Origin of the sequence: Candidatus Uabimicrobium amorphum (assembly GCF_009002475.1) — a bacterium.
Lineage (GTDB): Bacteria > Planctomycetota > Uabimicrobiia > Uabimicrobiales > Uabimicrobiaceae > Uabimicrobium > Uabimicrobium amorphum.
The window spans coordinates 8259478-8284421 of the sequence record NZ_AP019860.1 but is presented as its reverse complement, the minus strand read 5'-3'; the positions used below and the strand labels follow the sequence as shown (position 1 = coordinate 8284421).

Here is a 24944-nt window from a genome sequence, read left to right as displayed (position 1 = left end):
GCCATGAAAATAAGACGCGACAAAAAATTTAAAATTGCCCCCTCAAAACAAGGGAAAATCAATAAACTGTATCGGAAATTACAGGCAAAAGATTGTTCACGTGTGCGGTTTGCCCTTCAAAAAGGTGTGATCAAAGAGAAAGATGCTATTGGTGCAATTTGCGCACAAGTATTAGAACAGAATGATAAAACGTTAATACGTATTTTATATGAAAGACGCATCGTCTATCGTCGCAGATATGAATTTCTTTTAAAACTACCCTTGAGAAAATTTGCCAACGACAAAAAGAAAAAAATTTCACAAAAAAATTTATATATTGGTAATATGTTGGTGCAATATGAGGTTATTTCGCGACAAGAGGTCGGAAAGTACTTGCAAATTTTGCAAAAATTACAGCAAATTGGCGTAGACGATTCGTGGAGAGCCTTTGCGGCGAAGACAAAGCTTATTTCGGAAGAGGTTCTTGAGGCGGTACTGGACCGCGTTAAAGAAAATATTTCCCAGTTTGAAGTGAAACAAACTTCCATTGGTCACATCTTACGATCGCGAAAAATGCCTTTTTCGTTTCGTGCACGACTTTTTATTGTGACAATAACATTTCTGTTACTCTTCTTCCCTCTGTTATTACTTTCGATGGCCTCCTACAAAACCATTACCTACAAACCCGAAAAAGTGGTGGTGGATGTTCGCCAAGAGACCTATACACAGGTAAAAGTTGCGCAAAAAGTGAAAGCAAAAAATCACAAAATTAATCATGAAAAATATCTTAGCAATAAGAATAATCGCAAGTGGGGAAATATTTTTGTTACCGCGGATGAATGGCTGCAACTGGCCGAAAAATACAAACCGCATCAGCTTCTAAAAACAATTCCGAAGTTAATGACTGTGGAGGTGAAATACCAACAAAACCTTGTAAATGTTAGCGGTAAACTGGATGTATCCTTTGTCCCTAAGAACCTAAGACCCAAATTCGATGTCATTTTGTGTAAATGGCAGCAACGACAACAACTATACCAAGATTGTTTTGTTGTTGATGAAAAAAGTCAATTTGATACGACAATCGCACAAAAACTAAGTGTGGGATACTATGAGTTGATTTTGCAATTAAAAAATGCTCACCAAAGTAGATTTACTCAAAGCTTTTTCAATACGAAAGACCAAGTATGGCGAATTTTACTACAAGTAGGTAGTAAAGGTGTAATCTCCCAAAAACAGCAGCAAGAAAAGCAGCAAATTTTGCAAATTATTTCACAATTGAAACAGAAAATATCAAAGCCTGCGATTCAAAAAACGGCTTCTGAAATTTCGCGCCGTAAGTTTTCTTTTGTCTGTGAAACAGAACCTTTTTGTCTGTTTGTAAAAGTTCTCAACACATGGGCAGCAAAAAAACAAATGGTGCAGAGTAAATTTTTAGTCGTATTACAAAAAATCGAGATTCAGCTTCTGCAGTACCACTACAAAACTCCAACAAAACAATACTTTAAGATTTTTCTTTTCCAAAAATAACCATCCTCTTTTCAATGCATGACGTTGCTAAACGGCCAATTTCCAAGCATATTTCCAAATATTTCGTCGTCACTATTACAAAATGTAACACTCTTCATGGAAAAAAATACACAATACTCTCTTTTCTATGTCAAAACAATATAGTGACTACTATGGCAAAATTTCGCTTGTAGTGACCAGAATTGCACACAATTCTATATTTTTTTTTGTATTTTTTTATACTTTCTATATTTTTGGCATCGTTGTTGCTGTATACACAGGCAAAGAATTTACTTAAAATTGAAAATAAAATGTAGTAGAATATATTCTCAATGATACACCGAGTTGTTCTTGGTGTATTGAACAAAACTCTCTCAAAAAAGGAATTACAATGCAAAGAATTCTATCTATCCTTTTGATTCTTGCTGTATGTGCTACACCTGTATTCGCAGATGCAATCATCGGCCAAGATCTACAAAATGCGATGAATACCGAGCGTGGTGAACTACAAGTTATCGTTACTTTGAAAAAAGAAGCTGTAGTTAACGCTGTTCGCGGTGCTGACAAAGCACAAATCTTAGACATTCTTGCACAAGAATGTGCTGCTGACCAACACTTTGTAAAAGGTCTTTGCGAAAAATTGCAAGGCGAAGGTGCTATTAGCAAAATTACTCAGTTCCAAATGTCAAACTGTATCGCTATTAAAGCGACAGCTAGTGCGATCCAAGAACTAGCTCTTCACAATGACATTTATACTCTTTCTCTTGATGCTCCTCAAGTAATGATCAACCCAATTGCTGGTGAAGATACAAGAAATACTTGGGGTCTAAACCACATCAGAGCTAGCCAAAACAAAGGCTACAAAGGTAGCGGAGTTGTTGTTGGTGTTGTTGACACAGGTATCCAAATGAACCACCCTGGTTTTGGTGCTGGTCAAGTCATCAAAAACCTATGCAAATCTTACGTAAGTGGTGAACCTACAGCTAACGATGGTAACGGTCACGGAACTCACTGTGCAGGTACTGTTGTAAGTCCTAAGTATGGTGTTGCTACTGCAGCAAAAGTTTTCGGCGTAAAAGTTCTTGGTTCTAGCGGAAGTGGAACTTGGGAAGCAGTTGCTAGTGGTGTTGAATATGCAGCGAAGCACGCTGACGTAATCAGCATGAGTTTAGGTGGAACCGAAGGTTGGTCTACAAACCCTGTAGAAACCGCAGTTGCAAACGCAACTAAAGCTGGTATCGTTTGTAGTGTTGCTGCTGGTAACAGTGGTTCTGCTTCAGGAACTGTTGGTACACCTGGTTGTCAACCTGACGTTGTTACCGTTGGTGCAATCGCACAAGGCGGTGGCATTGCTTCTTTCAGTAGTCGTGGACCTACGAACAAAGGTTACATCAAGCCAGAAGTTGTGGCTCCTGGTGTAAACGTTATGTCTCTATGGATCAATAGTGGTACAAGATCTATCTCTGGTACTTCTATGGCTACTCCTCACGTTTCTGGTGTTTTGGCTGTTCTTCTAAGTGCAAACAGAAATCTAAGCCCTGCAGCACTTAAGAAAATCTTAATGTCTACAGCTAAAGGCAAGAAGCAAAAGAACGTATACGGCGAAGGTTGTGTTGACGTACCTAACGCTCTAGGCGCTACTTTTGCTCTAATGGAAATGGGCGTTCGTGGTGACATGAACACCATGCGTCTTGAAAAAGAAATCGAAGTTGACGTAGTTGATGGAAAAGCTGAGTTCTCTAAAGAACTTTACGCTCCTTTCTCTGCAACTATCGTTGGTATCGAGTGTGATGTTGATTGTCACGCAGTTGCAAATCTTAACGGCAAAGAAGTATTCAATGGCGATCTAGTTGCTGGCAAAAAATCTGACGTAAAAATCAAGGTTAAAGGCGGCAACAACATGGTCAAAGGTACAGGCATTACCAAGACAAAAATGACTGGTAAAGCTACTCTTACCGTACACATCAGCTTGTGGTAATCTACTTATCATAAAACTGAATTAAGTGAAATGAGGCATCACATTTGTGATGCCTTATTTTTTTGTGAGATGAGAATTTTTAATATAGTACTACAGTTGTAACTATAAATTATATTAGTGTCATCCCTTGCCCCGACAAGGGATCCAGGCGTTTACAAGTTTATTTTTCGTTTGTGGATGCCTGATCGTAGTCAGGCATGACACACTTGGTTTTGCTAGACTTGAGTGTAATTGTAGTATATTTACACTGTAGTACTAAAAAAAGCTAAATTTTTCTCTTGACATTTATGTGAAATGCAATATAATTCTCTCTGCACAGTACAGGTGGCATAGCCAAGTGGCCTAAGGCAGTGGATTGCAAATCCACCATCCCCGGTTCAAATCCGGGTGCCACCTCCAAGACTCGGGTGAGTGGCGGAATTGGTATACGCGTTGGACTTAAAATCCAATGGACTTCGGTCTGTGCGGGTTCGAGTCCCGCCTCACCTACATATTACCCTCGTTTACATAACGAGGGTTTTTTTATGCCTACACGCAAATAAAAAAATCTCCTAGCCTCTCAGACATTAGCGAAAGGTTAGGAGATTATATTTTGATGAAGAGTTTTATTGTGTAAACTAAAGTTTGTTTGCGATGAGCTCTTCGATAAATCCGACAAATTTTTGGCGGTTTTTGTCCATGGTATCCATTACTTCATGGTGTGATAGCTCTTGGTCAAGCACACCAGCGGCCATGTTTGTTACACAGGAAATACCGAGAATTTGCAATTGTAGCTGCCGCGCAACGATCACTTCGGGAACGGTAGACATTCCCACTAAATCAGCTCCCATAACACGCATCATGCGAATTTCTGCAGGAGTTTCAAAGTTCGGTCCGTGAGTCGCCGCGTACACACCCTGGTGAAGCGTTATGTCGTGATTTTTTGAAGTTTCTATGGCTTGGTCGCGCAATTCACTGGTGTAGCAATGTGTCATGTCAATGAAACGTTGTCCTGAAGTTTCTTTACCACGTAGAGGACTGCTTCCAAGCAAGTTAATGTGGTCGGTTAGTGCCACAAAGTCTCCTACAGAGTAAGATTTGTTTATGCCTCCAGCCGCATTGGTGACAACAAGTGTCTTTATGCCCAAAGCGGCCATCACTCTTACAGGGAAAGTGATGTCTTGCATAGTGTAGCCTTCGTAGTAGTGAAATCGTCCTGCCATCACACATAGCTCTTTGCCTTGGCATTTTCCCATCACCAAGTTTCCCGCATGCCCTTCTACGGTGGAAACGGGAAAGTTCGGTATGTCCGAGTAAGCAATTACTGTAGAGTCTTGTAGGTGCTCTTGGAAAAAACTGAAACCTGAACCAAGTATAATGCCTATTTGTGGCGGGTTGGCATACTTTTCACGTATGTAAGAAACAGCCTCTTGTATTTTGTTTTCGGTGTCCATTATATCTCTTTTCTAGTTATCATAGAGCGTTTGTGGAGCGCTTTATGTGATAAAATAAAACTAATACTAACACAAAACAGGACAAAACTGACACATTGTGCTCCTGTGAGTCCTGAGATGGCAAATGGATTGTCCCCTCGGAAAACCTCGATACAAAAACGACAAACAGCATACATGCAAATTCCATAGACTGCCACTTGCCCGTCGTATTTTTTTTTGCCGAGAAAAAAGTATAAAAATATAAAAATAAGAAAGTTATATAGTGCTGAGATTAACTGTGTTGCGTATACTCGGGGAAAAAAAATCGCGCGTGTTTTTTCGTCTAGTTGTTTGGGAAATTGCTGTAAAAAAGCGGACAGTGATCTTGCCTGTGGTGTGTACGAATTCCATAAATAGAGTTTGTTTAGTCCACGGAGTTGATGGAAACCACTGGGAGAGTTTGTGGGAAACTGTACGGAATAGACCGATGGTGTGTGGCAATCCTTTCCGAAGCAGCAACCGTTAAAAAAACAACCCACGCGTCCGAAGGCAAGAGCCAAAAAAGTAACTGTTAGTAGAATATCCAAAGTGGCCCGTAGGGGAATTTGTTGTTTGCGTACATAAAGAATACAACACAACAACGCTAGTAAAAAACCGCCGTATACTGTCATGCCTCCACGGTGGATTTGAAAAATATCCCAGGAGTATGAGTTGAAATGAATGTACAAAAAAGTAATTCTGGCGAATACGATTCCACATACCAACATTGCGAGATACAGCCACTTATTTTTGAAGGGCAAAATTTTATGTCGATAAACAGTGTGTAAAGATAAAGCGATGATAAGTGCTACGGTTATGGGAAAAATGTTGATTTGTTTTGAACGAAGATAAAAAGTAATTAGCATGAGAGCGGTTAACGAATAATAACGGCGTGAAATAAAAAATGCTAGCCCCAAAAAAAAACCTGCAAGGCTCCAGCCGCCATCTACAAGGTTGAATATTTGCCAGTGATATTCTCGATGGTACTCAAAAATATAAAAGAGACGCGAGCCAATTGTTCCCGCAACGACGGAGATGGTTCCCAAATAAAAAACATGTTCTGGTGGCAGATTGTGTTGTATAAATTTTTTTAATGCGAAAAATACGGCGAAAATAGCTCCCAATGCTAAAAACAAGCTAAAAAGTTGCACATGGAGGATGCCGAATTTCACAAATGGATACATGTCACGACCGGTATTTGCGTAATTTTTTCAAAAAGACTTCAAGGTCTTTGAATAACGGTGCTGTAATTTGGATAGTTTCTTCTTTTCCTGGATGTATGAATTCCAGTTGGTGAGCATGAAGAGTCAAACGCGAAATAATTGGTTTCTCAATACGTTCTTTCTTATGATGATACGATGATTTTATATCCGAAAGTTTAATGGTATTGCGATAACCGTATAGAGAATCTATGGCAAGAGGAGTTCCTTGTGATGCCATGTGTACGCGTATTTGATGTGTACGTCCACTTTCAATTTCTATTTCAAGTAAGGCAAAATCGCGGAAAAATTCCACAACTTTAAAATGAGTCACCGCTTCTTTTCCCTCGTTTTCGTCCACCATCATACGTGTACTTTTATTGGACACTTGTTTGATCGGGAGCGACACCGTACCTGAGTCTGCGGGAGTACCAGCCACAATGGCAAGGTATTTTTTCTTTATTTGGCGTTTAGTAAATAAACCGCTAAAATAACGTTCAAATTCTTTATTTTTCGCTACAATTACGGCGCCACTGGCCTCTTTATCGATGCGATGTACCACACGAGGAATGATTGCGTCGTTTTGCAAATGAGTGCGAATACAATCGCGAAACAGAGTTTCGTGCGACCATCTTTCGGGAATAACCGGAATAAGAGGAGGCTTATTCACCACTAAGAAACCATCATCCTCGTATAAAACTTCTATTTGTGGGTTTTGTTTCTTGTACTGTTTATTGTGTTTCGGCAAAAGTATATGAATTTCGTCATTGGTTTGCAATTGTTGGTGCAGCTGTGCTGGAAAGTCATTTACCTTCACAAGTTCGTCATAAATACATTTTTTAATCGTATTTATGGGAAATTGCTGGATATGTTGTACCAAGAATTCTTCGATTGTATATCCTTGGTATTCTGTGTTTACTGTAAAGTTGTAGCGTCTTTTCATAGTTTTGGCTTGGTAAAGTTGTGGGGAAGAGCCACTCATCGGACTTGAACCGATGACCTAGGCATTACGAATGCCTCGCTCTACCAACTGAGCTAGAGTGGCTATTGCGGATAAATTATTACCAAAAATTCTATAGATTGTCAAGAAACTAAACAAAGATTTTCATAAAAAAATAATAGAAAAAACAACGCTGAAGAGAGTGTTTATTCTACACTTAGATATTAACGAGAATTCTCATATGATTACTAGAAGATAAGGAGTTGTAAATTGACCTCACCAAAAAGACGCCGGAGCCCTAGAAATACAACACGCCGCAAAACGCGCACACGACAAAAAACAAGCTCGAATGCGATGGCCTTAAACGCCGTATTTGCCGTATTTGCTGTATTCTTACTTTTTATACTCATTTCGAACAATTCGTCAGATGACAATGATGATTTTGCGCAAGATGATTCTGTTGTAGAGGACGAACAAGTCGCAGATCGAGAGACCAAAAAACCAAAAGCACCGACAAAAACACCTGAAGATATTTTTTGGGAAAAGCGGCGCAAAGTACATCAAAACAAGGATGTAAAGGGGCTTATTGTGTTAGCTCAGTGGTGCGAAAAAAACAACATGTCCGAAAAAGTCAATGACCTGTATCGCGAAGTCCTCCTAATAGACCCAGAGCATGTTGCTATTCGCGAGAAAATGGGCTATGTGAAAACAAGTCATGGGTGGCTACTGCGTGAACACTTAGCAAAAAAAGGCTATGTTCTTTATCAGGATATGTGGTATACAGTAGCTGAATTAAAGCAAAAAGGCTTAGTGCAACATGGCGACAACTGGTTCACGTCAAAAGAAATGCGAAAAAAAGGTTATGTACTCATGGACAATGAGTGGGTTTCGCGAAATGTCGCAATGGCAAAAAAAGAAAAGCCCTTGGTGAAAGAAAAGCCTGTGGTTGAAGAAAAGCCTTTGGCAGAAGAACCTGTGGAAGAAAAGCCAGTAGTGGAAGAAAAACGCGCGGTGAAGCAACCAGCTGTCGCAGAAAAACAACCACAAAAAGATACCGAGGAAAAAAAAGAAAAAAAGAAACCTCAAAGTTTGTCTGTAATGTATAACTTAGTGAAAATTAATACTCCAAAAGGTTTGTGGTCGCAAAGTGAAGAACACATATTGCAACGTGGCGATCGTCGTAGGTCAACAGGATCAATATCTCTAAAAAATGAAGCAAATGATATGCATGTTACTGTAGATTCAATGGCTTTTGGTAAAAGATTGTTTCACGACGTTGGTGGGGTGAGAACCACAGGGGATAATATCGAAATGATTATGCGTGGTTATACGACGATCTTACAGCAAAGTGGATATCGCAAGGTTAAGTTCACCCCAAAAGGACGACGCATCGGTTCGCAATTTGGTGCAACGATTCAGTTTTACGGAAAAGCCTCCCTGGACGATACAGTGTTGGCGATGGTATTTAGCTTTTTTAAACATCGCGCAAATACATACTGTGTCATGATTTCCGTTCCCAAAAAGAACTATAGTAAAAGCAAAAGAGATATACAATTATTATTGCGTAATATCCAAGAGCAATAATGGATCAATTTGTGTTCACGAGAACGCAAACGCCGCCAAAAGCACTCCATATCGCTTTTTTATCATTATCTATGAGGTAAGTATAAACAAAATAGGCTTTTTTTGTATATAGCCCTTTGTAAAACATGGCAAACTCAAAATTTTTTCGAAAAGAAAAGCCCGACAGTAAAATTGTTGCGTTTTTGTCAATAGAGAAGGTTGTTGTTGATACAAGAAGTCTATTTTGTTGATGGTTATCGTTGGTTTGTGTACATACAACGAGGGGATCTATCTGAATTTGGTATTTCCCGTAAAAACCTAAAGCCAACAATATGATGATGACAAAAGAGAGAATCGTTATTAGTATAACGAACAGTTTTACCAGTTTTTTTTTCATATCTCTCACCTCCACAACAGACGCAATCCGTTCGAGTGTTGACACGCTCATCTACTATAACAAAACGATGGAAGAGTTTCAATTTGAACTAATATTCAGTGGGGAATGATGTTATAATCATTTAAAAATAACGAGTAAATTAAAGAGAATGTAAATATTAAAGGAGTGAGATTTGAGAAGAGAATTTGTTATCGTGAGTTTTGTGATACTAGCGATAAATGCGGTTTCCTACTTTTTTTTCCCCTGGTTTTTGTGGTCGTTGGTGGTATTTTTACCGATTATTGTCATCGGTACTTGGGATATGCTACAGGATAAACACGCCATTTTAAAAAACTTTCCGATTGCAGGACATTTTCGTTATTGGCTGGAAATGATTCGTCCGGAAATTAACCAATATTTCATCGAATCCAACCAGGATGGTGTGCCTTTTAGTCGCGAGCAACGTTCTCTTGTATACCAACGTGCGAAGAAACAGTTGGATACACTTCCTTTTGGAACGCAAGGAGACGTATATAGTGTTGGTTATGAATGGGTGAACCACTCTCTTGCCGCCAAACACAATAAAGAAAAGGACTATCGCGTGGTGATCGGTTCAGATGATTGCAAAAAGCCCTACAGTGCCAGTATTTTTAATATTAGCGCCATGAGCTATGGATCTTTGAGCAAAACTGCGGTACTGTCACTCAATGCCGGAGCTAAAATAGGTGGATTTGCGCACAATACAGGTGAAGGAGGGATTAGTCCCTACCACCTAGAGCACGGTGGAGATTTGATTTGGCAAATCGGTACGGGTTACTTTGGTTGCCGTACTTCCAAGGGGGATTTTTGTGAAGAGTTATTTGCTAAAAATTCACAACAAGATAGTGTAAAAATGATTGAAATTAAACTCTCACAAGGTGCGAAGCCTGGACACGGTGGTATTCTGCCTGCGGCAAAAGTAACGGAAGAGATTTCGAAAATACGCAATGTGCCTATGGGGCAAGATGTGCTTTCTCCTCCGGGTCATAAAGCGTTTCATTCGCCTATGGGACTTTTGGAGTTCGTGAAAAAATTACGCGAGCTATCTGGCGGAAAACCGGTTGGTTTTAAGTTGTGCCTGGGAAGAAGAAGCGAATTCCTCGCGATATGTAAAGCAATGGTCGAAAGTGGAATTACACCGGATTTTATTACCGTAGACGGCGGTGAAGGTGGAACAGGAGCGGCACCTTTGGAATTTTCGAATCACATCGGTTGCCCACTACGCGAAGCGCAAATTTTTGTTCACAATGCACTGGTTGGTTTTGGGGTGCGCGACAAGATAAAACTGGTTGTCAGCGGAAAGGTCATTTCTGGCTTTGATATTATTTCGCGTATCGCAGTTGGGGCCGATTTATGTTACTCCGCACGTGGTATGATGTTGGCATTAGGTTGTATCCAAGCGTTACGCTGCAATAGTAACGATTGTCCGAGTGGTGTCGCCACGCAAAAAGCGCGTTTTTACAAAGGCGTTGTTGTGGCCGATAAGAAAGAACGCGTCGCCAACTATCATAAGGGGACAATACACGGCGTAGGCGAAATATTAGGAGCAATGGGCTTAGAAGATCCCAGCGAGTTAAAACCGTATCATCTAGTACGCCGTGTGGCTTTTAACGAAATACGTCACTACGGTGAATTGTATGAGTACTTGCAAAAAGGCGACTTACTCGGTGACAATATTCCCGATTCATACAAAGACGCCTATGAGCGCGCGCAGGTAAACTCATTTGCCGTTTAGAATGCGGATGAATGAAAATTTATAAAGGAAAAACATGCAAAAAATATGTTTATTGCTTATTCTACTCTGTACAATCAGTGCCGAAGATATTCGCCAGCAAATAGAGGCACTATCTGATGAAATAGAGGCGAAAGTGATCGAGTGGCGTCGCTACTTTCATCAATATCCCGAATTATCCAATCGTGAATTTAAAACCGCAGCCAAAATAGAAGGAATATTGCGCAAACTAGATGTTGAAATCAAAACTAAGGTGGCTCATACCGGTGTTGTTGCGTTGTTGAAAGGCGGAAAACCCGGTCCAGTGGTCGCTTTACGTGCCGACATGGATGGACTACCGATTGTCGAAAGAGTAGATTTACCATTTGCCTCAAAAGAAAAAACGATATACAACGGTAAAAAAGTGGGAGTGATGCATGCATGTGGTCATGACACACATGTGGCAATTCTCTTAGGCGTTGCCGAAGTGCTAACTAAAATTAAGAAAGATTTAAAAGGTTCCGTTAAATTTATCTTTCAACCCGCTGAAGAGGGGGCACCAGAGGGGGAAGAAGGTGGGGCTGAGTTGATGGTGAAAGAAGGCGTTTTACAAGATCCGCCGGTAGATGTTATTTTTGGTTTGCACATAAACTCTGGACTAGAAGTCGGTACTATTGGCTATCGTCCCGGAGGAACTATGGCAAGTTATGATGGTCTTTTTATCTCTGTAAAAGGAAAACAAACTCACGGAGCATACCCATGGGCGGGTGTTGATCCTATTGTGACTTCCGCGCAAATTATTATCGGACTGCAAACAACGATTAGTCGTAATGCGAAACTGATTGATGGTGCAGCTGTTGTGACAATCGGCAGTATTCACGGAGGGAACAGAGGAAATATCATTCCCGAAATAGTGGAAATGGTGGGGACCATTCGCACCTTAGATCCACGGATGCAAGACCAAGTTCACGAAAATATCCGTCGCGTGGTAACCAATATCGCCGCAAGCGCCGGAGCTGTTGCCGATGTACGTATTAAGCGCGGTTACCCTGTCACTTACAATGATCCAAAGCTCACCATACAAATGGCACCGACATTTAAAAGAGTTGCCGGAGTCGATCATGTTTTGATACGCAATGCCGTCACCGGTGCTGAGGACTTTTCGTTTTTTCAACAAAAAGTACCAGGTCTATTCTTCTTTCTAGGTGGGCGTCCCAAAAACATCAAGCCCATCCAAGCACCACCACACCATTCGCCAGATTTTCATATTGATGAGAGTGGAATGAAGCTAGGTGTAAAAACGATGTGCAACTTGGTGGTAGACTACATGGATCAACAAGCCAGATAAAATGACGGTTGAATGAAATGAATCTACCTTGACCAAGGTGCATTGTAGGGGCGGACCTAGTGTCCGCCCGTTCCCCAAATATGATAGATAAACGTTTTCACTATGTTTGTCTACCTAAAGACATCCTAATCAATGACAATTGATCCCGTCAAATACGTTCTCGCGGTCCCAGAAATAAGAACCCTATCTCCTCTGTCCTCGCATATTAATTTTCCCTGGCGTGCAGAAATTTGCATGGCATTCATTTTGTTTTTTCCCAAGCGTTCACTCCAATAAGGAATGAGAGAACAATGGGCGGAACCCGTCACGGGGTCTTCTAGTATGGAAGATTGCGGGGTAAAAAAACGCGAGACAAAGTCACAATTGTCGCCCTTTGCGGTGAATATAACACCACCTGGGTGTAAGTTGGTTTGGTCAAATATTTGGCGATTTACGGCGATTTTCTCTATGTCGCTTTGCGAATCATAAACTAAGACGTAGTCTCTTGCTTTCAAGACTTGCTGCGGTTTTATATTGAGCGATTCCAACAAAAGAGGTGGCAATTCTGCGACCAACGGTTTGCGTGAGGGAAAATCTAGAGTAAGTAAGTCACCATCTGTTTTTACGATTAAGTCTCCGCTCAAGGTGTCAAAGACGATTTCGTTGGGGTAATTCAATATTTTCTTTAGCACATAGGCCGTGGCTAAGGTTGCGTGTCCACATAAATCCATCTCAATCTCGGGAGTGAACCAGCGTAGCTTTACTTTTTCGTCACATTGAATAAAGAATGCCGTTTCCGCAACGGCGTTTTCTTGTGCGATTTTGAGAAGAGTTTCGTCGGGTAGCCATTCTGTCATAGGGACTACACAAGCAGGGTTGCCGCCAAATATCTTGTCGGTAAAAGCATCGATTTGATATAGATTTAGTTGCATAGAATTATCCTAATCGTTTTTGGTGATTTCGCGAATGGTACCTTCCAGAGCTATTTGAAGTCTTGCGTATCCTTCTGGTGATTTTTCGTAGACGATGTGTCGATAGCGGTTTAAGTCAAAGGGAATATCGGCAACGTTTTGCGTTAGGAGAATGACTGGTTTCCCCACGGTGTGTGCGATACCTAGTTCATAGAAAACATTCGAATTACGTCCGGTAACTTCGGCAATGACAAATCGCGACGAACAAATACCTGTCCAGATATCTTCCATGATATCATGTCCATATAAATCATCGGCGCGTACAGCGCTCATTTCGCATTTTTCGATGGTGGGGCGAATGTGTTCTTTCCATACCGAGGTAGACCAATCTTCGGTAAACGGCATTAGGGTGAATACTTTTTTAGGATCAACGATGTATTCGCGTGAACGGAAAATAGGTTTTACGATCATTTTGGAAGTCCTTTTCGCATAAACGTTTTGTAAAGCATTTTGTGGATGAGGCAACGATTCTCTTAGTAGCTCGTCGTAAAGCGGACGAAAGATGGGAAAGTCCGATTGAAAAGCAAATATCCAGATTCCCAAAGGCGCATGGTCGTATTTCGAAACACCAACTAAGCAGTCCCACTTTTGTTTATTTTCAGGAAGGTATTCTTGCATAATACGCGCAACTGTGCTGTCTTCGCCGCGGGCGCGCCACAGAAATACATCTTCATCACGACAGAATTGTAAAAATTCCGCATCAAATTTATGCGCGGTGGCATCTTTTTGATACACCGGACTACCACGCATCGGCAACTTGTAGTAAGGAATAATATAACGGTCTTCATCTACCAATAAAAGAAAGGAAGCATATGCCGATAGAGCTTTGTGTAGCTTAGCAAAAAATCGCCAGATAGTGGTACCTGGTTCTGTTTCTAGTTTGGCACAAATTTTTTCCAGTTGCCCAAGCGTGGTTTTGGCATTGTGTTCATTCGATGACAGTATCCTCTCGTAAACATAATCTCCAAGAAAACGCACGATAACATCGAGTGCTTTCGTTTCGTGTTCCGAAAAAGGTGTGCGTCGTACGAAATTTAGTTTAAAAAAGGGCAGCTTTTGATGCCATTGTGATTTGGGAAATTTTACATCAAATTGTAAACTGTTTTCAATATCGTCAAGCTGACTTTTTTTGTCGAGACGCAAGATGGAATTGACCGTGTAATCACCTTCTTTGGTCAGTTGATGGATAATGCAACCATCAATTTTCATTTCACCAATCAACCATTTTAACGGTGCACGAGGTAGTAATTTATTATAACGCACATAACCGGTGGTGCGCGATTGTTCGCGTACCTGAGTTATGGTTTCTAATGTAATTTCCGTAATGTCCATATTTCCTACCTAAAAAATGTAAAAGATCTTCTAATTCTAAAAAATCTTTACCAACTACGCCATGAAAAAATAGTGAAGGTGTGGAGATAAAGTAGTTACTTATGATTACGGATGGGGGCGAACAATGGTAATAAAAATTGTGGTTCCCTTCGCCAGTTCACTTTCTACGTCAATTGTACCGTTATGTAATTGAATATTGGCTCTGGCGAGACTTAATCCCAAACCATTTCCCCTTGCCGAACGACTTTGGTCGCTGCGGTAAAAACGTTCAAATATATGAGGTAAATCTTTTGCTGCTATGCCAATACCATTGTCTTTAATTGTGATGAGTAGTTTTTCATCGTGACTAGAGCAATGAATGGCGATTTTGCCGTTGTCTGGTGTATATTTTACGGCATTGTCCAAAAAGTTGGCAAAGGCTCGTTGTAGTTTAGAAGTATTCCCTTGCACCACAAAAGTTTTTTGGGGAAGGTCGCTTATTATTTCAATATTTTTGTCTTCGCAAACGGGTGTAAAAAATTCAACAACATCTGCCAAAACCTGAATCACTTCTACAGATTCATCGCTGTGAAATAGCCCCGACTCGGTGCGGGTGATTTCCAACATGCTGCGAATCATTGTGACCAAACGGTCGCTTTCTTCTAAAATGCGACATGACATTTCGTCGTATTCTGCGGTATTGCGTTGTGGATCAGCGAGTGTTGTTTCCACAATCCCACGTATCGCAGTGATGGGCGTTACTAGATCGTGAGCAACGTGGTCGGAGATTTCACGGAGTTCTTTCAGTACCACATGAATTTGTTCCAACATTTCGTTGAAAGCTTGGGCGAGAAGATCTATCTCCTCACCAGCGTTTGGTATGGGAACACGAAGGTTTATATTTCCTTGTTGAATGTCACGAGCTGTTTTGGTAATCGCATGGACATGTTGCATGGCGCGGCGTGTAATAAACCATCCCAGTAATCCGCCGACAAGAATGATGATGAAAATCAAAATGGAAAAGATAACAAAGTACCAGTTGACAAACTCTTCTTCGTCTTCTATCAAATAAACGACCTGTAAGTAGTATTTTTCCTGGCGTTCTGTTATAACTCGAATATCATCATAACTATTTTCAATTTCAAAATCTGTAATGTCATGTTCGTTATCTTGTAGCTGTGCGTATTTTAGCCATGGGGTCTGAAAATTGGGACAATATTGTAAATTTGATGCCCTAACAATTTGTAAATCGTCATTCAAAATTCGATAGAAAATTTTTTAAAGCTCCATTTGTCTGCGCGCTTTTGCATCGCCGCAAATGCTTGTTCCGGATTTAGATTTGCGTGCCATTTCTTCAATAGAGACAATTCATAGACAATTTTGTGGTTGATGCGAAGGTTGAGTTGACGTTCAATTTGCCAATAGGCGATTGCGAGAAGAACAAAATTCACAAGTAAGAATGTCAAGCAGTACCAAAATGTTAAACGCGCAGTAAAAGAGGTAAATTGCCATTTTTTGCGCCTCACAATATAGTGTGCTGTGTATATCATCACAACTAGAAAAAATAGAGTCGTGCACAACCCTAAAAATAGTTTACGACTTACGGCCATTTCTTCTTCAGGTAAAAAATAACTGACTTGGTAGATTTTGTTATGTGCTGTGACGAAACAAGCTGCGGAAAATATCTGATCAAAACTTCCCGCAACGTATCTCCGTTGTTGTTGGTATGTATTATTATGTAATTTTTCGAATGAAAATGATAGACCTATTGAGGTAGACCAATCTTTTAAATTCGATTGAGCAACAAGTTGGCGTTTACTATCGAAAATAAAATAGCTAAAGCGTGCAGATTTGCGAAATTTGAAATCAACAGCGTCTTTTGTGGATAAAGAAGCTTGTTCAATAAATTTGTCTAGCTCTTGTTCTAGCAACAGCCAAATGTTTTGTTGTTGTTTTCGATGTGAATTGTATAACCAAAGGCCACCGACTATTATTGACAAACATAACAGTATGAAGAGGTGCCTACGTTTCATTTTTGATCTCAAGTATATAACCAAATCCACGCAATGTATGTATGAGTTTGTTGGTAAATCCTCTTTCTATTTTTTCACGCAAACGGCAGATTTGCGCTTCGACGACATTGGTTTGGGGATCAAAGTTGTAGTCCCACACACTTTCCATGATCATTGTTTTCGAAACGACTTTACCGGCATTGCGCATTAAGTACTCTAGCAATTGCAGTTCGCGAGGAGCAAGATCAATTTCTTGCCCGGCGCGAAATACTTTTCTTTTGTTGAGATCCAAAATTAAATCAGCCACTTGTAATTGGTGAATTTCTTCAAACTGCTGTGATCTGCGTAATAAAGCTTGCATGCGTGCCAATAATTCTGCAAAAGCAAATGGTTTTACTAAGTAGTCATCGCCTCCTTTGTGGAGACCCTTTACGCGATCATCTACGGAATTCCGGGCACTTAGAATTAGAAAAGGAATTTTGACACCTTTTTGGCGTAAGCGTTCTATTACGGTAAAACCATCTATTCCAGGTAGCATAATATCAATAATCGCCAAGTCATAGTGGGCAACTTGTGCTTGATGTAACCCATCAACACCATCATAGCAATGGTCAACCACATAGCCTTCTTGTTTTAAACCTTTTATGATAAAAGAACTTATGCCCTTGTCATCTTCAATAAGAAGTATTTTCATTGTCATTCCTTCGTCGAATTCGACGTAGCTTTGGGAGTGCATTAAAACTGATAGCGAAAACCGAATGTGTATTTTTGTGTCGCTAGGTCAATGTTAAAACCAGCGTCTTCTACCCAAAAGCCCTCCCAGTCGGCAATTAGGGAAAAGTGATCGCTTACATGATAGACCAAACCAAATCCATATCCTGGTCCGTCACCGTCGCCAAAAGATAAATATTCGCTATCAATGTAGAATTCCCAGTTGTGATAACTGGCTCGTAGCCCAAATCCAACAGACACGCCCCAGTCATCACCATCTTCTCCGTTACCAACTCCGTCTTCAAAAGCCTCTAAACCTCTAGTACGGACATATTCTACGCCGACCTTACCATGAATATCTAAGCGAAAATTTTCTGTGTGGAAAAGAGAGAGGTAGGCACCGACAAAAGCACGAAGATGCTGAACGTTAAAAGTTGTGTCATAGCGCGAAAAGTCGTAGCTCATTCCGACATACAAAAAATCCCAGAAATCGTAGTAACCTTCCACTTCGATAGAAAAACCGTTTTCATCGTCGCCTTCAACGTCATCTTCTCCTGTTACCGCTGGTCCTTCGAGATTAATTGTTGCAAAACCGCTGCGCAGTTCCACATAACGATAGGATATTGTTTGAGACAGACTCAGTAGTGTTTGTTGGCTGTTTTCAAAATAGGGACTTTCGGTAACAAATTCGTCTGACATTTGCGCGTACAGACTGCCTATCAAAAATATGACTATCATCATTTGTGTGTAAAGATTATTCATCGTATGTATTCCTAAAAGTGAGTTATTTTCTTGTGTTGAGTGCTTACGTTTTATAAGCAATTTACTTTTAGGAATATCTTACATGTTGTAGTTAACGAGAACATGATGGCTAGATTACCATTTGGTAATGTTATGTATCTCTAAGCAATCGTCAGTTTCATTTCGTGGTCTACACCAATATACTGGTCTTGCTTCATAGGCAGCCATATATTGTCTCCCGTTAGCTCTTCGCTGGAAAATATCAAATGATTGATATAACCGCTTTGCGTAGAGTTTTCGCATTCAAAAGAAAAACAAGGGCACGTGTCGCGATCCACACAACGATTTTTGTATGTGGTGTAGTGCAATCGTTTACCTCCATGATGCGCGAGCATTGTCGTGCCATTTGTCAATACAAATGTCAGGTATGTTTTACTGGGGTCTGTTTCCTGTTCATCACTACACTCTCCTACAAGAGCTATTATTTTTTGTACCGCTTGTTTGGTGATGTTTACCATCTTTTCAATGGGAACATTGTTTGCTGAGAGCGATATATGTTGTTTTAGATGCGAAAGAATGAGGTAAAACATAATTTCACTATCGGTTTGTCCAAGGATAAAGCGTCGCAGTTCGGGAGCTACCATCGCAAGTAACGGACGACGATGTTTTTCAAAATTTTCGATATTTCCATTATGGACAAAAGCCCATTTTCCAAATTGAAATGGATGTACGTTTAAGATGTTTTTTGGTCCAAGTGTTGCCTTGCGTATATGGGCAATAACCGTTTCTGAAGAAACAACTCCGGACACTTTGTGAAAAATGTTATCGTCTACAGCGGCTTCGCTGGATTTGATGATATGTGGAACCCCTTGAACATAATAGGCAACCCCCCAGCCATCGGGATGTTGCGTGCTCTGTGTTGAGAGAGCATTTTCTGTTCCCACTAAACTTTTGTGCACTTGGCTTTTAATCACCGAGCGAAAACTAAATATTCTGCACATGTTGTCTATCCTCGTACTTAAAAATCTTTTTATGTCTTAAAAGGGTATACTTTGTGAATAATCTTGATTCATACGAAAATTTTTCGCAAAATAATACGACTGGCTATGTATAACATTGGATGTTTTGCGTTCTTGAAAATTCTTAATGTTTGGAAAAAAATATGAAAGAGTACAATTTGCGGTGTCGTTGCGGAAACTCCGTACGCATTGTAACACCAAAAGAGCTTCGTGCAAATGTAATTTGCCAATTGTGCGGTAAATCTATTTATAGTAAAGGTCCCAAGCAAGATACGAGTAAATACTACAGAAGAGTGGGTAACTATCTACTTTTAAAATCTCTGGGTAAGGGAGGAATGAGTGAGGTTTTTCTCGGGTATGATGAAAATAGCCACGAAAAAGTGGCGATAAAGATTACCGACACAACGAAAGATATATATGCGCAGCGACACTTTGACCGCGAAGTGGATGTGCTCAGTAGACTTCATCATCCGAATATTATAAGACTACGTGGCTGGGGCAAAGAGGGCGATCAGGTCTATTATGTCATGGACTATTTACCGGGACAAACGGTAGAAGACGTTTTACAACGGGGTTTGCCTACAGTTGGCGAAGCACTACATATCGCCTATTATACCCTAGATGCCCTACAATACGCGCACAGTAAAAGTATCATACACCGCGATATTAAACCTGGTAATATCTATTTGACGGCGGACGATCGTACGGTGAAAATTCTCGACTTAGGAATTGCCAAGGCCATTTACGATGAGAATAGCCTGGTAAAAACCGGAGAAATGATCGGAACCATTTTTTATATGGCACTGGAACAATTCAAAGACTCAAAGCGCGTAGATCATCGCGCGGATATATACGCGGTAGGAGCCACTTTATTTCGCATGTTGTGTCGCTATCCTCCTTTTGCAGAACATGGACGCGATTTACATAAAATATTTATGAGTAAAGCCAATGACTCGTACATCGGACTCTTAGAGCGCAAACCGGATATTCCACAAACTGTTGTTGGTGTTGTTGATAAAGCGATGGCCAGGGATGCGGATGAACGTTATCAAACGGCAGAAGAGATGAAGGAAGCTATTTACGAACAATTAGCGAGTGTCTGTTAATTTTGAGGAAAAAATGAAGATATATAATGCTAGATGCCAATGTGGAAGTGCCATTAAAATGGAGATGCGCGAAGACTTTTCTGGACAAATTTTTTGCGGATTGTGTAAGAAACTCATCATGAGTACTCTAACACAAAACAATCTAGAAGAAAACTTACAACGCGTAGGGGATTATTTATTGCTAAAGGTATTAGGGCATGGTTGCGCAGGCAATGTGTACCTGGCTCATCGCGATAATGATAGTAAACAGGTGGCAATTAAAATTTTTGATTCGACAGATCAACAGATTGCAACGCGTTTTAATGAAAATATTCAAACGCTTTCGCGCTTACATCATCCTAACTTAATCAAGATACAAGGCTGGGGAAATCACAACAATAAAATGTATATAGTCATGGAATATCTAAAAGGAGAGACTCTCAAAGATCGTCTACAAAGAGAAGTATTACCCGCACGACGCACATTAAAAATCGCCTATTATATTTTAGATGCCTTAGGATATGCGCACCGCAAGAACATCGTTCATCGAGATATCAAGCCTGGAAATCTTTATATCACTGGTGAAGGGATGGTAAAAGTAATTGATCTTGGCATCGCTAAGATTTTAGGGAAAACAGTTTCGAAAACCACCAACGGTGAGGTCGTGGGCAATGTAGAATACACAGCTCCGGAACAGATGGAAAATATACAAAATATATCGTTTCAATCCGACATATATTCCGTAGGCGCTACGATGTTCCATTGTTTATGTGGTCGCCCTCCTTATGCCGAATACCAAGGCAATCTCCTGCAAACTTTTATGGGAAAAAAGCGCAACAAATACATCGCTCTACGCGAACAAAATCCTAGCTTACCACCGGCGGTATTACACGTTGTCGAAAAAGCGATGTCGTATAACGGCAACGATCGTTATCAAACATGTGATGAGATGAAAGAGGAAGTGTACGAACTCATCAACATTTTACCAAAATAACATCACTCCTCATACTAGTGACATCTTTTCCTGCACGTCTTAGATGTATTAGGGGTTACGTGGGGCGTAAGGTCGGTTTTCGCACAAATATGAAAAATAGACATTGTTTAAAACAAAAACTTCCCTGGGTGTTCTCTGGAACTACATAAACCCCTTACGGTGTCATCCCTGCAAAAGCACATGGCTGTCAAGCTAAGATATAAAGTACTACAAATAAAAGAATTACATTTTTTTCTCTGAAACTAAAAAACTACCTTACCGGTGTCATCCCTGACTTGATCAGGGATCCAGACGCATACAATTTAACTTTGTGTTGTGGATTCCTGGTCAAGCCAGGAATGACACGGATTTGTAAGTCTTTATTAAGAAAGTTCCACTCTTAGCTTGACACATATGCGCTTACGCGGGAATGACACGGATTTGTAAGTCTTTATTAAGAAAGTTTCACTCTTCGCTTGACACATATGCGCTTATTTTATTTTTTGTTTCAATTCCTGTACCCGCTGATAAACTTGTTGCTTGGTTTTTCGTCCTAAGCCTTTCGGTATTTTCAAACGCAATGCTCTCTCGTAATCACGTATGGCAAATGAGTATTTTTGCTGTTTTTCGTACGCCAAAGCACGACTCGCGTATCCCATAAAATAGTTAGGGTTTACATTTATGGCATTGGTGTAGTCCTGTATGGCCTTTTCGCTCTTACCCAAAACTTCATAGGTGACACCGCGATTAAAAAAATACACAAAGCGTGGTGTTATGTTTATCGCGGTGTTGTAGTCAGCAATCGCTTCTTTATAACGTTTTAATTTGCGGTATACCATTCCTCGTGAGTTATAACGGTCCGCACTACGAGGGTTTTTTTCTAAATAAAGGTTAAAGTCTTGTAGGGCTTGCTCTAAATCTTTTGTATCGTCACTATTTGCTAGGATAATACCACGTACTGATATAAGACGATCATGATTCAGCTCAACATTTAGGTCTTGTTTGAAAACTTCTACCATCTGCGAGGAAAATATTGGGTCGGCAAAAACGTTCGCGTGCTCTTTTGTCATATAGTTTAAAGCATTGAATATAATATTGGTTACTTTTTGCAATTGTTTTTTTTCTGCCTCGATTTTTTCTGTATAACGCAGGCGTTGTTGGTGATGGTTTATTTTTTGTTGAATAATATAAATCCATGAGGAAGATAGCAGCAACATTGCAAGGAGAATCAGACACAGTAATTTGTTACGTGCCATATATTTGTACAAGCGTGTGCCGTATCCCGCAGGTTTTGCGATAATCGGTTTGCCTTCTAAATAGTTACGTAAATCTCTTTCTAGAGCCTTGGCGCTACTGTAGCGTGCTTTGCGCGACTTACGCAAACATTTTAAGCAAATGGCTTCTACTTCGCGAGAGATTAAGTTGTTATGGTGGCGCGGTGGGATAAAGTTATTGCTATCAATTTTCAACATCAATTCCATATGGCTATGTGCACTGAAAGGTCTATTGCCTGTAAGACATTCATATAGAACCACCCCCAGAGAGTATATGTCGCTTGCCTTGTCTTGCTTTCCTTTTAATTGTTCTGGGGAGCAATACGCTGGAGTACCACAGATACCGCGATTCTGTGTTTGCATTTTATCTTCTTCGATGATTTTGGCAATACCGAAATCCATCAGTTTGGGGACTTTACTTTCGGTGAGCATTATATTTCCAGGTTTTATATCGCGGTGTAGTATATTTTCTTTGTGCGCGTGGTGGATTGCGTTGGCAATCGCTGCTAAAACTTGTAATGATTGTTGAATTGTAATACAGTCGTTATCAATCAAGTACTCTAGAGTACTTCCTTCTATGTATTCCATTGTAAAATAATAAAGGGGGGAAACACCTACGTCGAGAACTTTGACAATATTGTCGTGATTTAACGACGCGAGTATTTGTGTTTCCTTTAGTAAGGAAGATTTTATTTCCTGTGACGAACTGTCGTTGTGTAATATTTTTAAAGCGATGATACGTTGTAGTCGCGTGTCGTAAGCTTTATATACTGTTCCCATTCCCCCTTGTCCAAGTTCATGATACACTCTGTAGTGGGCAAACATTTGTCCTGGTTTTAGGTGAACAAGACTCAGGATAGTCGAATCGTTTTCTTTGTGGTTCTTTGACATACTTGTTTTCCGCCCGATGTAAATTTTGAACTCGTCATATTATTTTGAGTAAACCGCGATTATTTCCAAATTGCTTGTAAATTTGCTACGTTTTTGCGCATCACACTCAAATAATCTTCGCCTTGTTTTTGCTGTTCTTCTCCCAGTAACTCGCAAGGAGAAAATTCAATACTCGTTAAATTTAACTTGTCTTTGAATGCTTTGGCAATTTCATCTGTGGGATATTCTTCCCAGAGAATAAACTTTGCGGGATGCTTTTTCTGTAAAGCTTGGATCGCAGCAAACTGTTTTGGTGTTGGCATTGTTTGTGGATCAAGATCTAGGTTTTTGATATTCCAGGAAAATGTTCTGGCAATATAGTTGTACGCAGGGTGAGAGGCGAGAAGTGGCTCATTATTATTTGCCGTTTTTTGATATTGTTCTAGCGTGGCAATGAGTGCGTCGAGATCTTTTTGTAAAGCAGTGAAGTTTTTTTGCATTTGCTCTTTATGTTGCGGCAATATTTTGCATAGAGCTTTTGTGATTTCGTGGGCTTGTACTTTTGCGTTGTGGGGATCTACCCAGGTATGGCCATCTAATCCTTTATGGGTGTGCACTTTGCCATCGCCGTGACTATGAGTTGTCGCATTTTCGATGGTAATAAAGTTTTTGGAAAAAGGTTTAGATGTGTTGACCACTTTGTTTTGGGGAAGAGAAACTTTTCTTACCCATTTGGCAAATTTCGCCCCATTTAAGATAATCAAGTCTGCTTGTTGGTATTTTTGAATAATTTCTGGGTGTTTGTACGCTTTCCAAAAAATAGCATCTTCGTCTTGTGGAACGGGACATACAACGTTGGCATATTGTCCGGCGATTCTTTTGGCAAAGTAAGCTGTCGGATAAAAGGTGGTGTAAACGTCAATAGGTATTTTTTTTTCGTTGCTCTGTTGTGGAGAATCACAAGCGAGAATTAGACTGAAAACGAGAAAAATGCATATCTTTTTCATAGTTAAACCCTTTGTTGTAAAATTATGTTTGACAATTTCGTTCGTCACCACAAGGAACCGTACGGTGTAAGTTATCGTAACACAACACTCTTTCACCATTATCATCATCGACAAAAACATCGATAAAGCGATGATTTACCTGTATATCTTCGCAATGATATATATGTCGGGCGTACACTGTTTGGGAATGTTCGCTGTCAACACCCTGTAAGAGTACAATAAGGTCTGTGTCTGGTGTGTTACAATTGTTGAAAAACGGACTTTTTTCATCTATTTCGTGAAAAACCATCCATGTGAGTGAAAAAATGGGAGTTCCCGATCTTACTAGTGGAATATCCATAAAACGTCGCATTTGATCACCCTCAGCTGTTGTTTCTGTGTAGATAAACATCACGCGTATTTTTATTTCGATGAGGTAATTGGTGCGAATATTTGCGAGGCGGAACATTAAGTGTGGTGTACCGTTATAATTACGAATGACCGCTTTTTCGCTAAAGACAATACGTGCTGTTGGGCGAGAAAACTTAGCAAATATAAGTCCTGTGGCAATTGCGAGGGAGAGCAAGCCTGCGATAGAGGCTACGGTGACAATAATATGAGCGTAAAATGTTTGCGGACTCATACCACCATAGCCAATTGTCGACATGGTTTGCACGCTGAAAAAGAAAACATCTTGAAAATTACCAGGTCGCGCACCCGAAATACAGTTACCACCCAATAAAAATAGTATGGCGAGAATAGCATTTAGAAGTAAATAAGATAGGCTGATTAGCGAAATCATAATCCACCACGAGGAAGAAATCAAAAAGTGGTATAAATCCCCCATGGGGTTCCACTCTCTACCAACGCGACGTATTAAAAGATTACCATTGTCATCGACAAGTCGTTTTCCCATGTGTTA

General features: G+C 40.3%; 21 protein-coding genes and 3 tRNA genes. 9 read left to right on the top strand and 15 right to left on the bottom strand.

Annotated elements, in window-relative coordinates; translation table 11 throughout:
• Nucleotides 1-3: 3 nt before the first annotated feature.
• From UABAM_RS29055 to UABAM_RS29040, 4 genes are all read left to right on the top strand, one after another.
• Nucleotides 4-1506 (top strand): hypothetical protein, encoded by a 1503-nt coding sequence (locus UABAM_RS29055; protein WP_151971493.1) that lies wholly within the window; start codon nucleotides 4-6, stop codon nucleotides 1504-1506.
• A 370-nt stretch (nucleotides 1507-1876) separates the two neighbouring features.
• Nucleotides 1877-3463, top strand: coding sequence for a S8 family peptidase (locus tag UABAM_RS29050; protein ID WP_151971492.1), 1587 nt, complete (start codon nucleotides 1877-1879; stop codon nucleotides 3461-3463).
• Between the two features lie 323 nt (nucleotides 3464-3786).
• Nucleotides 3787-3862, top strand: a tRNA-Cys gene (locus UABAM_RS29045).
• 6 nt (nucleotides 3863-3868) lie between these two features.
• A tRNA-Leu gene (locus UABAM_RS29040) sits at nucleotides 3869-3952 on the top strand.
• Nucleotides 3953-4080: 128 nt separating this feature from the next.
• On the opposite strand, the gene UABAM_RS29035 is transcribed toward UABAM_RS29040, so the two are convergent.
• The 4 genes from UABAM_RS29035 to UABAM_RS29020 form a co-directional block, all read right to left on the bottom strand.
• A complete protein-coding gene (locus tag UABAM_RS29035) occupies nucleotides 4081-4896 on the bottom strand; it encodes a purine-nucleoside phosphorylase (protein ID WP_151971491.1) in 816 nt (271 codons plus the stop codon).
• On the bottom strand, nucleotides 4896-6098 hold the full coding sequence (locus UABAM_RS29030) for a prolipoprotein diacylglyceryl transferase (protein WP_151971490.1): 1203 nt from the start codon (nucleotides 6096-6098) through the stop codon (nucleotides 4896-4898). The genes UABAM_RS29035 and UABAM_RS29030 overlap by 1 nt, the downstream gene beginning before the upstream one ends.
• A gap of 1 nt (nucleotide 6099) precedes the next feature.
• On the bottom strand, nucleotides 6100-7095 hold the full coding sequence (locus UABAM_RS29025) for an RluA family pseudouridine synthase (protein ID WP_151971489.1): 996 nt from the start codon (nucleotides 7093-7095) through the stop codon (nucleotides 6100-6102).
• Nucleotides 7086-7158, bottom strand: a tRNA-Thr gene (locus UABAM_RS29020). Before UABAM_RS29020 ends, UABAM_RS29025 begins: the two co-directional genes overlap by 10 nt.
• Nucleotides 7159-7323: 165 nt before the next feature.
• On the opposite strand from UABAM_RS29020, the gene UABAM_RS29015 reads away from it, so the two are divergent.
• Nucleotides 7324-8637 carry a hypothetical protein gene (locus UABAM_RS29015; RefSeq protein ID WP_151971488.1) on the top strand — a complete coding sequence of 438 codons (1314 nt, stop codon included), beginning with the start codon at nucleotides 7324-7326 and terminating at the stop codon, nucleotides 8635-8637.
• Nucleotides 8638-8641: 4 nt separating this feature from the next.
• Here the strand turns inward: UABAM_RS29015 and UABAM_RS29010 are convergent, their stop codons facing one another.
• The gene (locus UABAM_RS29010) at nucleotides 8642-9013 is read right to left on the bottom strand and encodes a hypothetical protein (RefSeq protein WP_151971487.1); all 372 of its coding nucleotides are present in this window, start codon (nucleotides 9011-9013) and stop codon (nucleotides 8642-8644) included.
• A gap of 172 nt (nucleotides 9014-9185) precedes the next feature.
• Here UABAM_RS29010 and UABAM_RS29005 point away from each other — a divergent pair, with 172 nt between their 5' ends.
• Both UABAM_RS29005 and UABAM_RS29000 read left to right on the top strand, forming a co-directional pair.
• Nucleotides 9186-10766, top strand: coding sequence for a glutamate synthase-related protein (locus tag UABAM_RS29005; protein ID WP_151971486.1), 1581 nt, complete (start codon nucleotides 9186-9188; stop codon nucleotides 10764-10766).
• A gap of 34 nt (nucleotides 10767-10800) precedes the next feature.
• Nucleotides 10801-12090 (top strand): amidohydrolase, encoded by a 1290-nt coding sequence (locus UABAM_RS29000; RefSeq protein WP_151971485.1) that lies wholly within the window; start codon nucleotides 10801-10803, stop codon nucleotides 12088-12090.
• A gap of 125 nt (nucleotides 12091-12215) precedes the next feature.
• Here the strand turns inward: UABAM_RS29000 and UABAM_RS28995 are convergent, their stop codons facing one another.
• From UABAM_RS28995 to UABAM_RS28965, 7 genes are all read right to left on the bottom strand, one after another.
• Entirely contained in the window at nucleotides 12216-13001 is a 786-nt protein-coding gene (locus tag UABAM_RS28995) for a PhzF family phenazine biosynthesis protein (protein ID WP_151971484.1), read from the bottom strand.
• A 9-nt stretch (nucleotides 13002-13010) separates the two neighbouring features.
• The gene (locus tag UABAM_RS28990) at nucleotides 13011-14372 is read right to left on the bottom strand and encodes a hypothetical protein (RefSeq protein WP_151971483.1); all 1362 of its coding nucleotides are present in this window, start codon (nucleotides 14370-14372) and stop codon (nucleotides 13011-13013) included.
• A 105-nt stretch (nucleotides 14373-14477) separates the two neighbouring features.
• Nucleotides 14478-15611 (bottom strand): sensor histidine kinase, encoded by a 1134-nt coding sequence (locus tag UABAM_RS28985; RefSeq protein WP_151971482.1) that lies wholly within the window; start codon nucleotides 15609-15611, stop codon nucleotides 14478-14480.
• The gene (locus tag UABAM_RS28980; protein ID WP_151971481.1) at nucleotides 15608-16384 is read right to left on the bottom strand and encodes a hypothetical protein; all 777 of its coding nucleotides are present in this window, start codon (nucleotides 16382-16384) and stop codon (nucleotides 15608-15610) included. The genes UABAM_RS28985 and UABAM_RS28980 overlap by 4 nt, the downstream gene beginning before the upstream one ends.
• The gene (locus UABAM_RS28975) at nucleotides 16374-17057 is read right to left on the bottom strand and encodes a response regulator transcription factor (protein ID WP_151971480.1); all 684 of its coding nucleotides are present in this window, start codon (nucleotides 17055-17057) and stop codon (nucleotides 16374-16376) included. The genes UABAM_RS28980 and UABAM_RS28975 overlap by 11 nt, the downstream gene beginning before the upstream one ends.
• Before the next feature lie 41 nt (nucleotides 17058-17098).
• Nucleotides 17099-17836 (bottom strand): hypothetical protein, encoded by a 738-nt coding sequence (locus UABAM_RS28970; RefSeq protein WP_151971479.1) that lies wholly within the window; start codon nucleotides 17834-17836, stop codon nucleotides 17099-17101.
• 140 nt (nucleotides 17837-17976) lie between these two features.
• On the bottom strand, nucleotides 17977-18816 hold the full coding sequence (locus UABAM_RS28965) for a class II glutamine amidotransferase (protein WP_151971478.1): 840 nt from the start codon (nucleotides 18814-18816) through the stop codon (nucleotides 17977-17979).
• Nucleotides 18817-18977: 161 nt separating this feature from the next.
• Here UABAM_RS28965 and UABAM_RS28960 point away from each other — a divergent pair, with 161 nt between their 5' ends.
• Nucleotides 18978-19940, top strand: a complete 963-nt coding sequence (locus UABAM_RS28960; protein ID WP_151971477.1) for a serine/threonine protein kinase — start codon at nucleotides 18978-18980, stop codon at nucleotides 19938-19940.
• A 13-nt stretch (nucleotides 19941-19953) separates the two neighbouring features.
• The gene (locus UABAM_RS28955; RefSeq protein WP_151971476.1) at nucleotides 19954-20913 is read left to right on the top strand and encodes a serine/threonine protein kinase; all 960 of its coding nucleotides are present in this window, start codon (nucleotides 19954-19956) and stop codon (nucleotides 20911-20913) included.
• 470 nt (nucleotides 20914-21383) lie between these two features.
• Here the strand turns inward: UABAM_RS28955 and UABAM_RS28950 are convergent, their stop codons facing one another.
• From UABAM_RS28950 to UABAM_RS28940, 3 genes are read right to left on the bottom strand one after another with little or no spacing between them, the layout of a single operon-like run.
• A complete protein-coding gene (locus UABAM_RS28950) occupies nucleotides 21384-23057 on the bottom strand; it encodes a protein kinase domain-containing protein (RefSeq protein ID WP_151971475.1) in 1674 nt (557 codons plus the stop codon).
• 59 nt (nucleotides 23058-23116) lie between these two features.
• Complete coding sequence (locus tag UABAM_RS28945; RefSeq protein ID WP_173013640.1) at nucleotides 23117-24043, bottom strand: metal ABC transporter substrate-binding protein; 927 nt, start codon at nucleotides 24041-24043, stop codon at nucleotides 23117-23119.
• Between the two features lie 22 nt (nucleotides 24044-24065).
• Complete coding sequence (locus tag UABAM_RS28940; protein ID WP_229759323.1) at nucleotides 24066-24938, bottom strand: ion channel; 873 nt, start codon at nucleotides 24936-24938, stop codon at nucleotides 24066-24068.
• Between the last annotated feature and the right edge of the window lie 6 nt (nucleotides 24939-24944).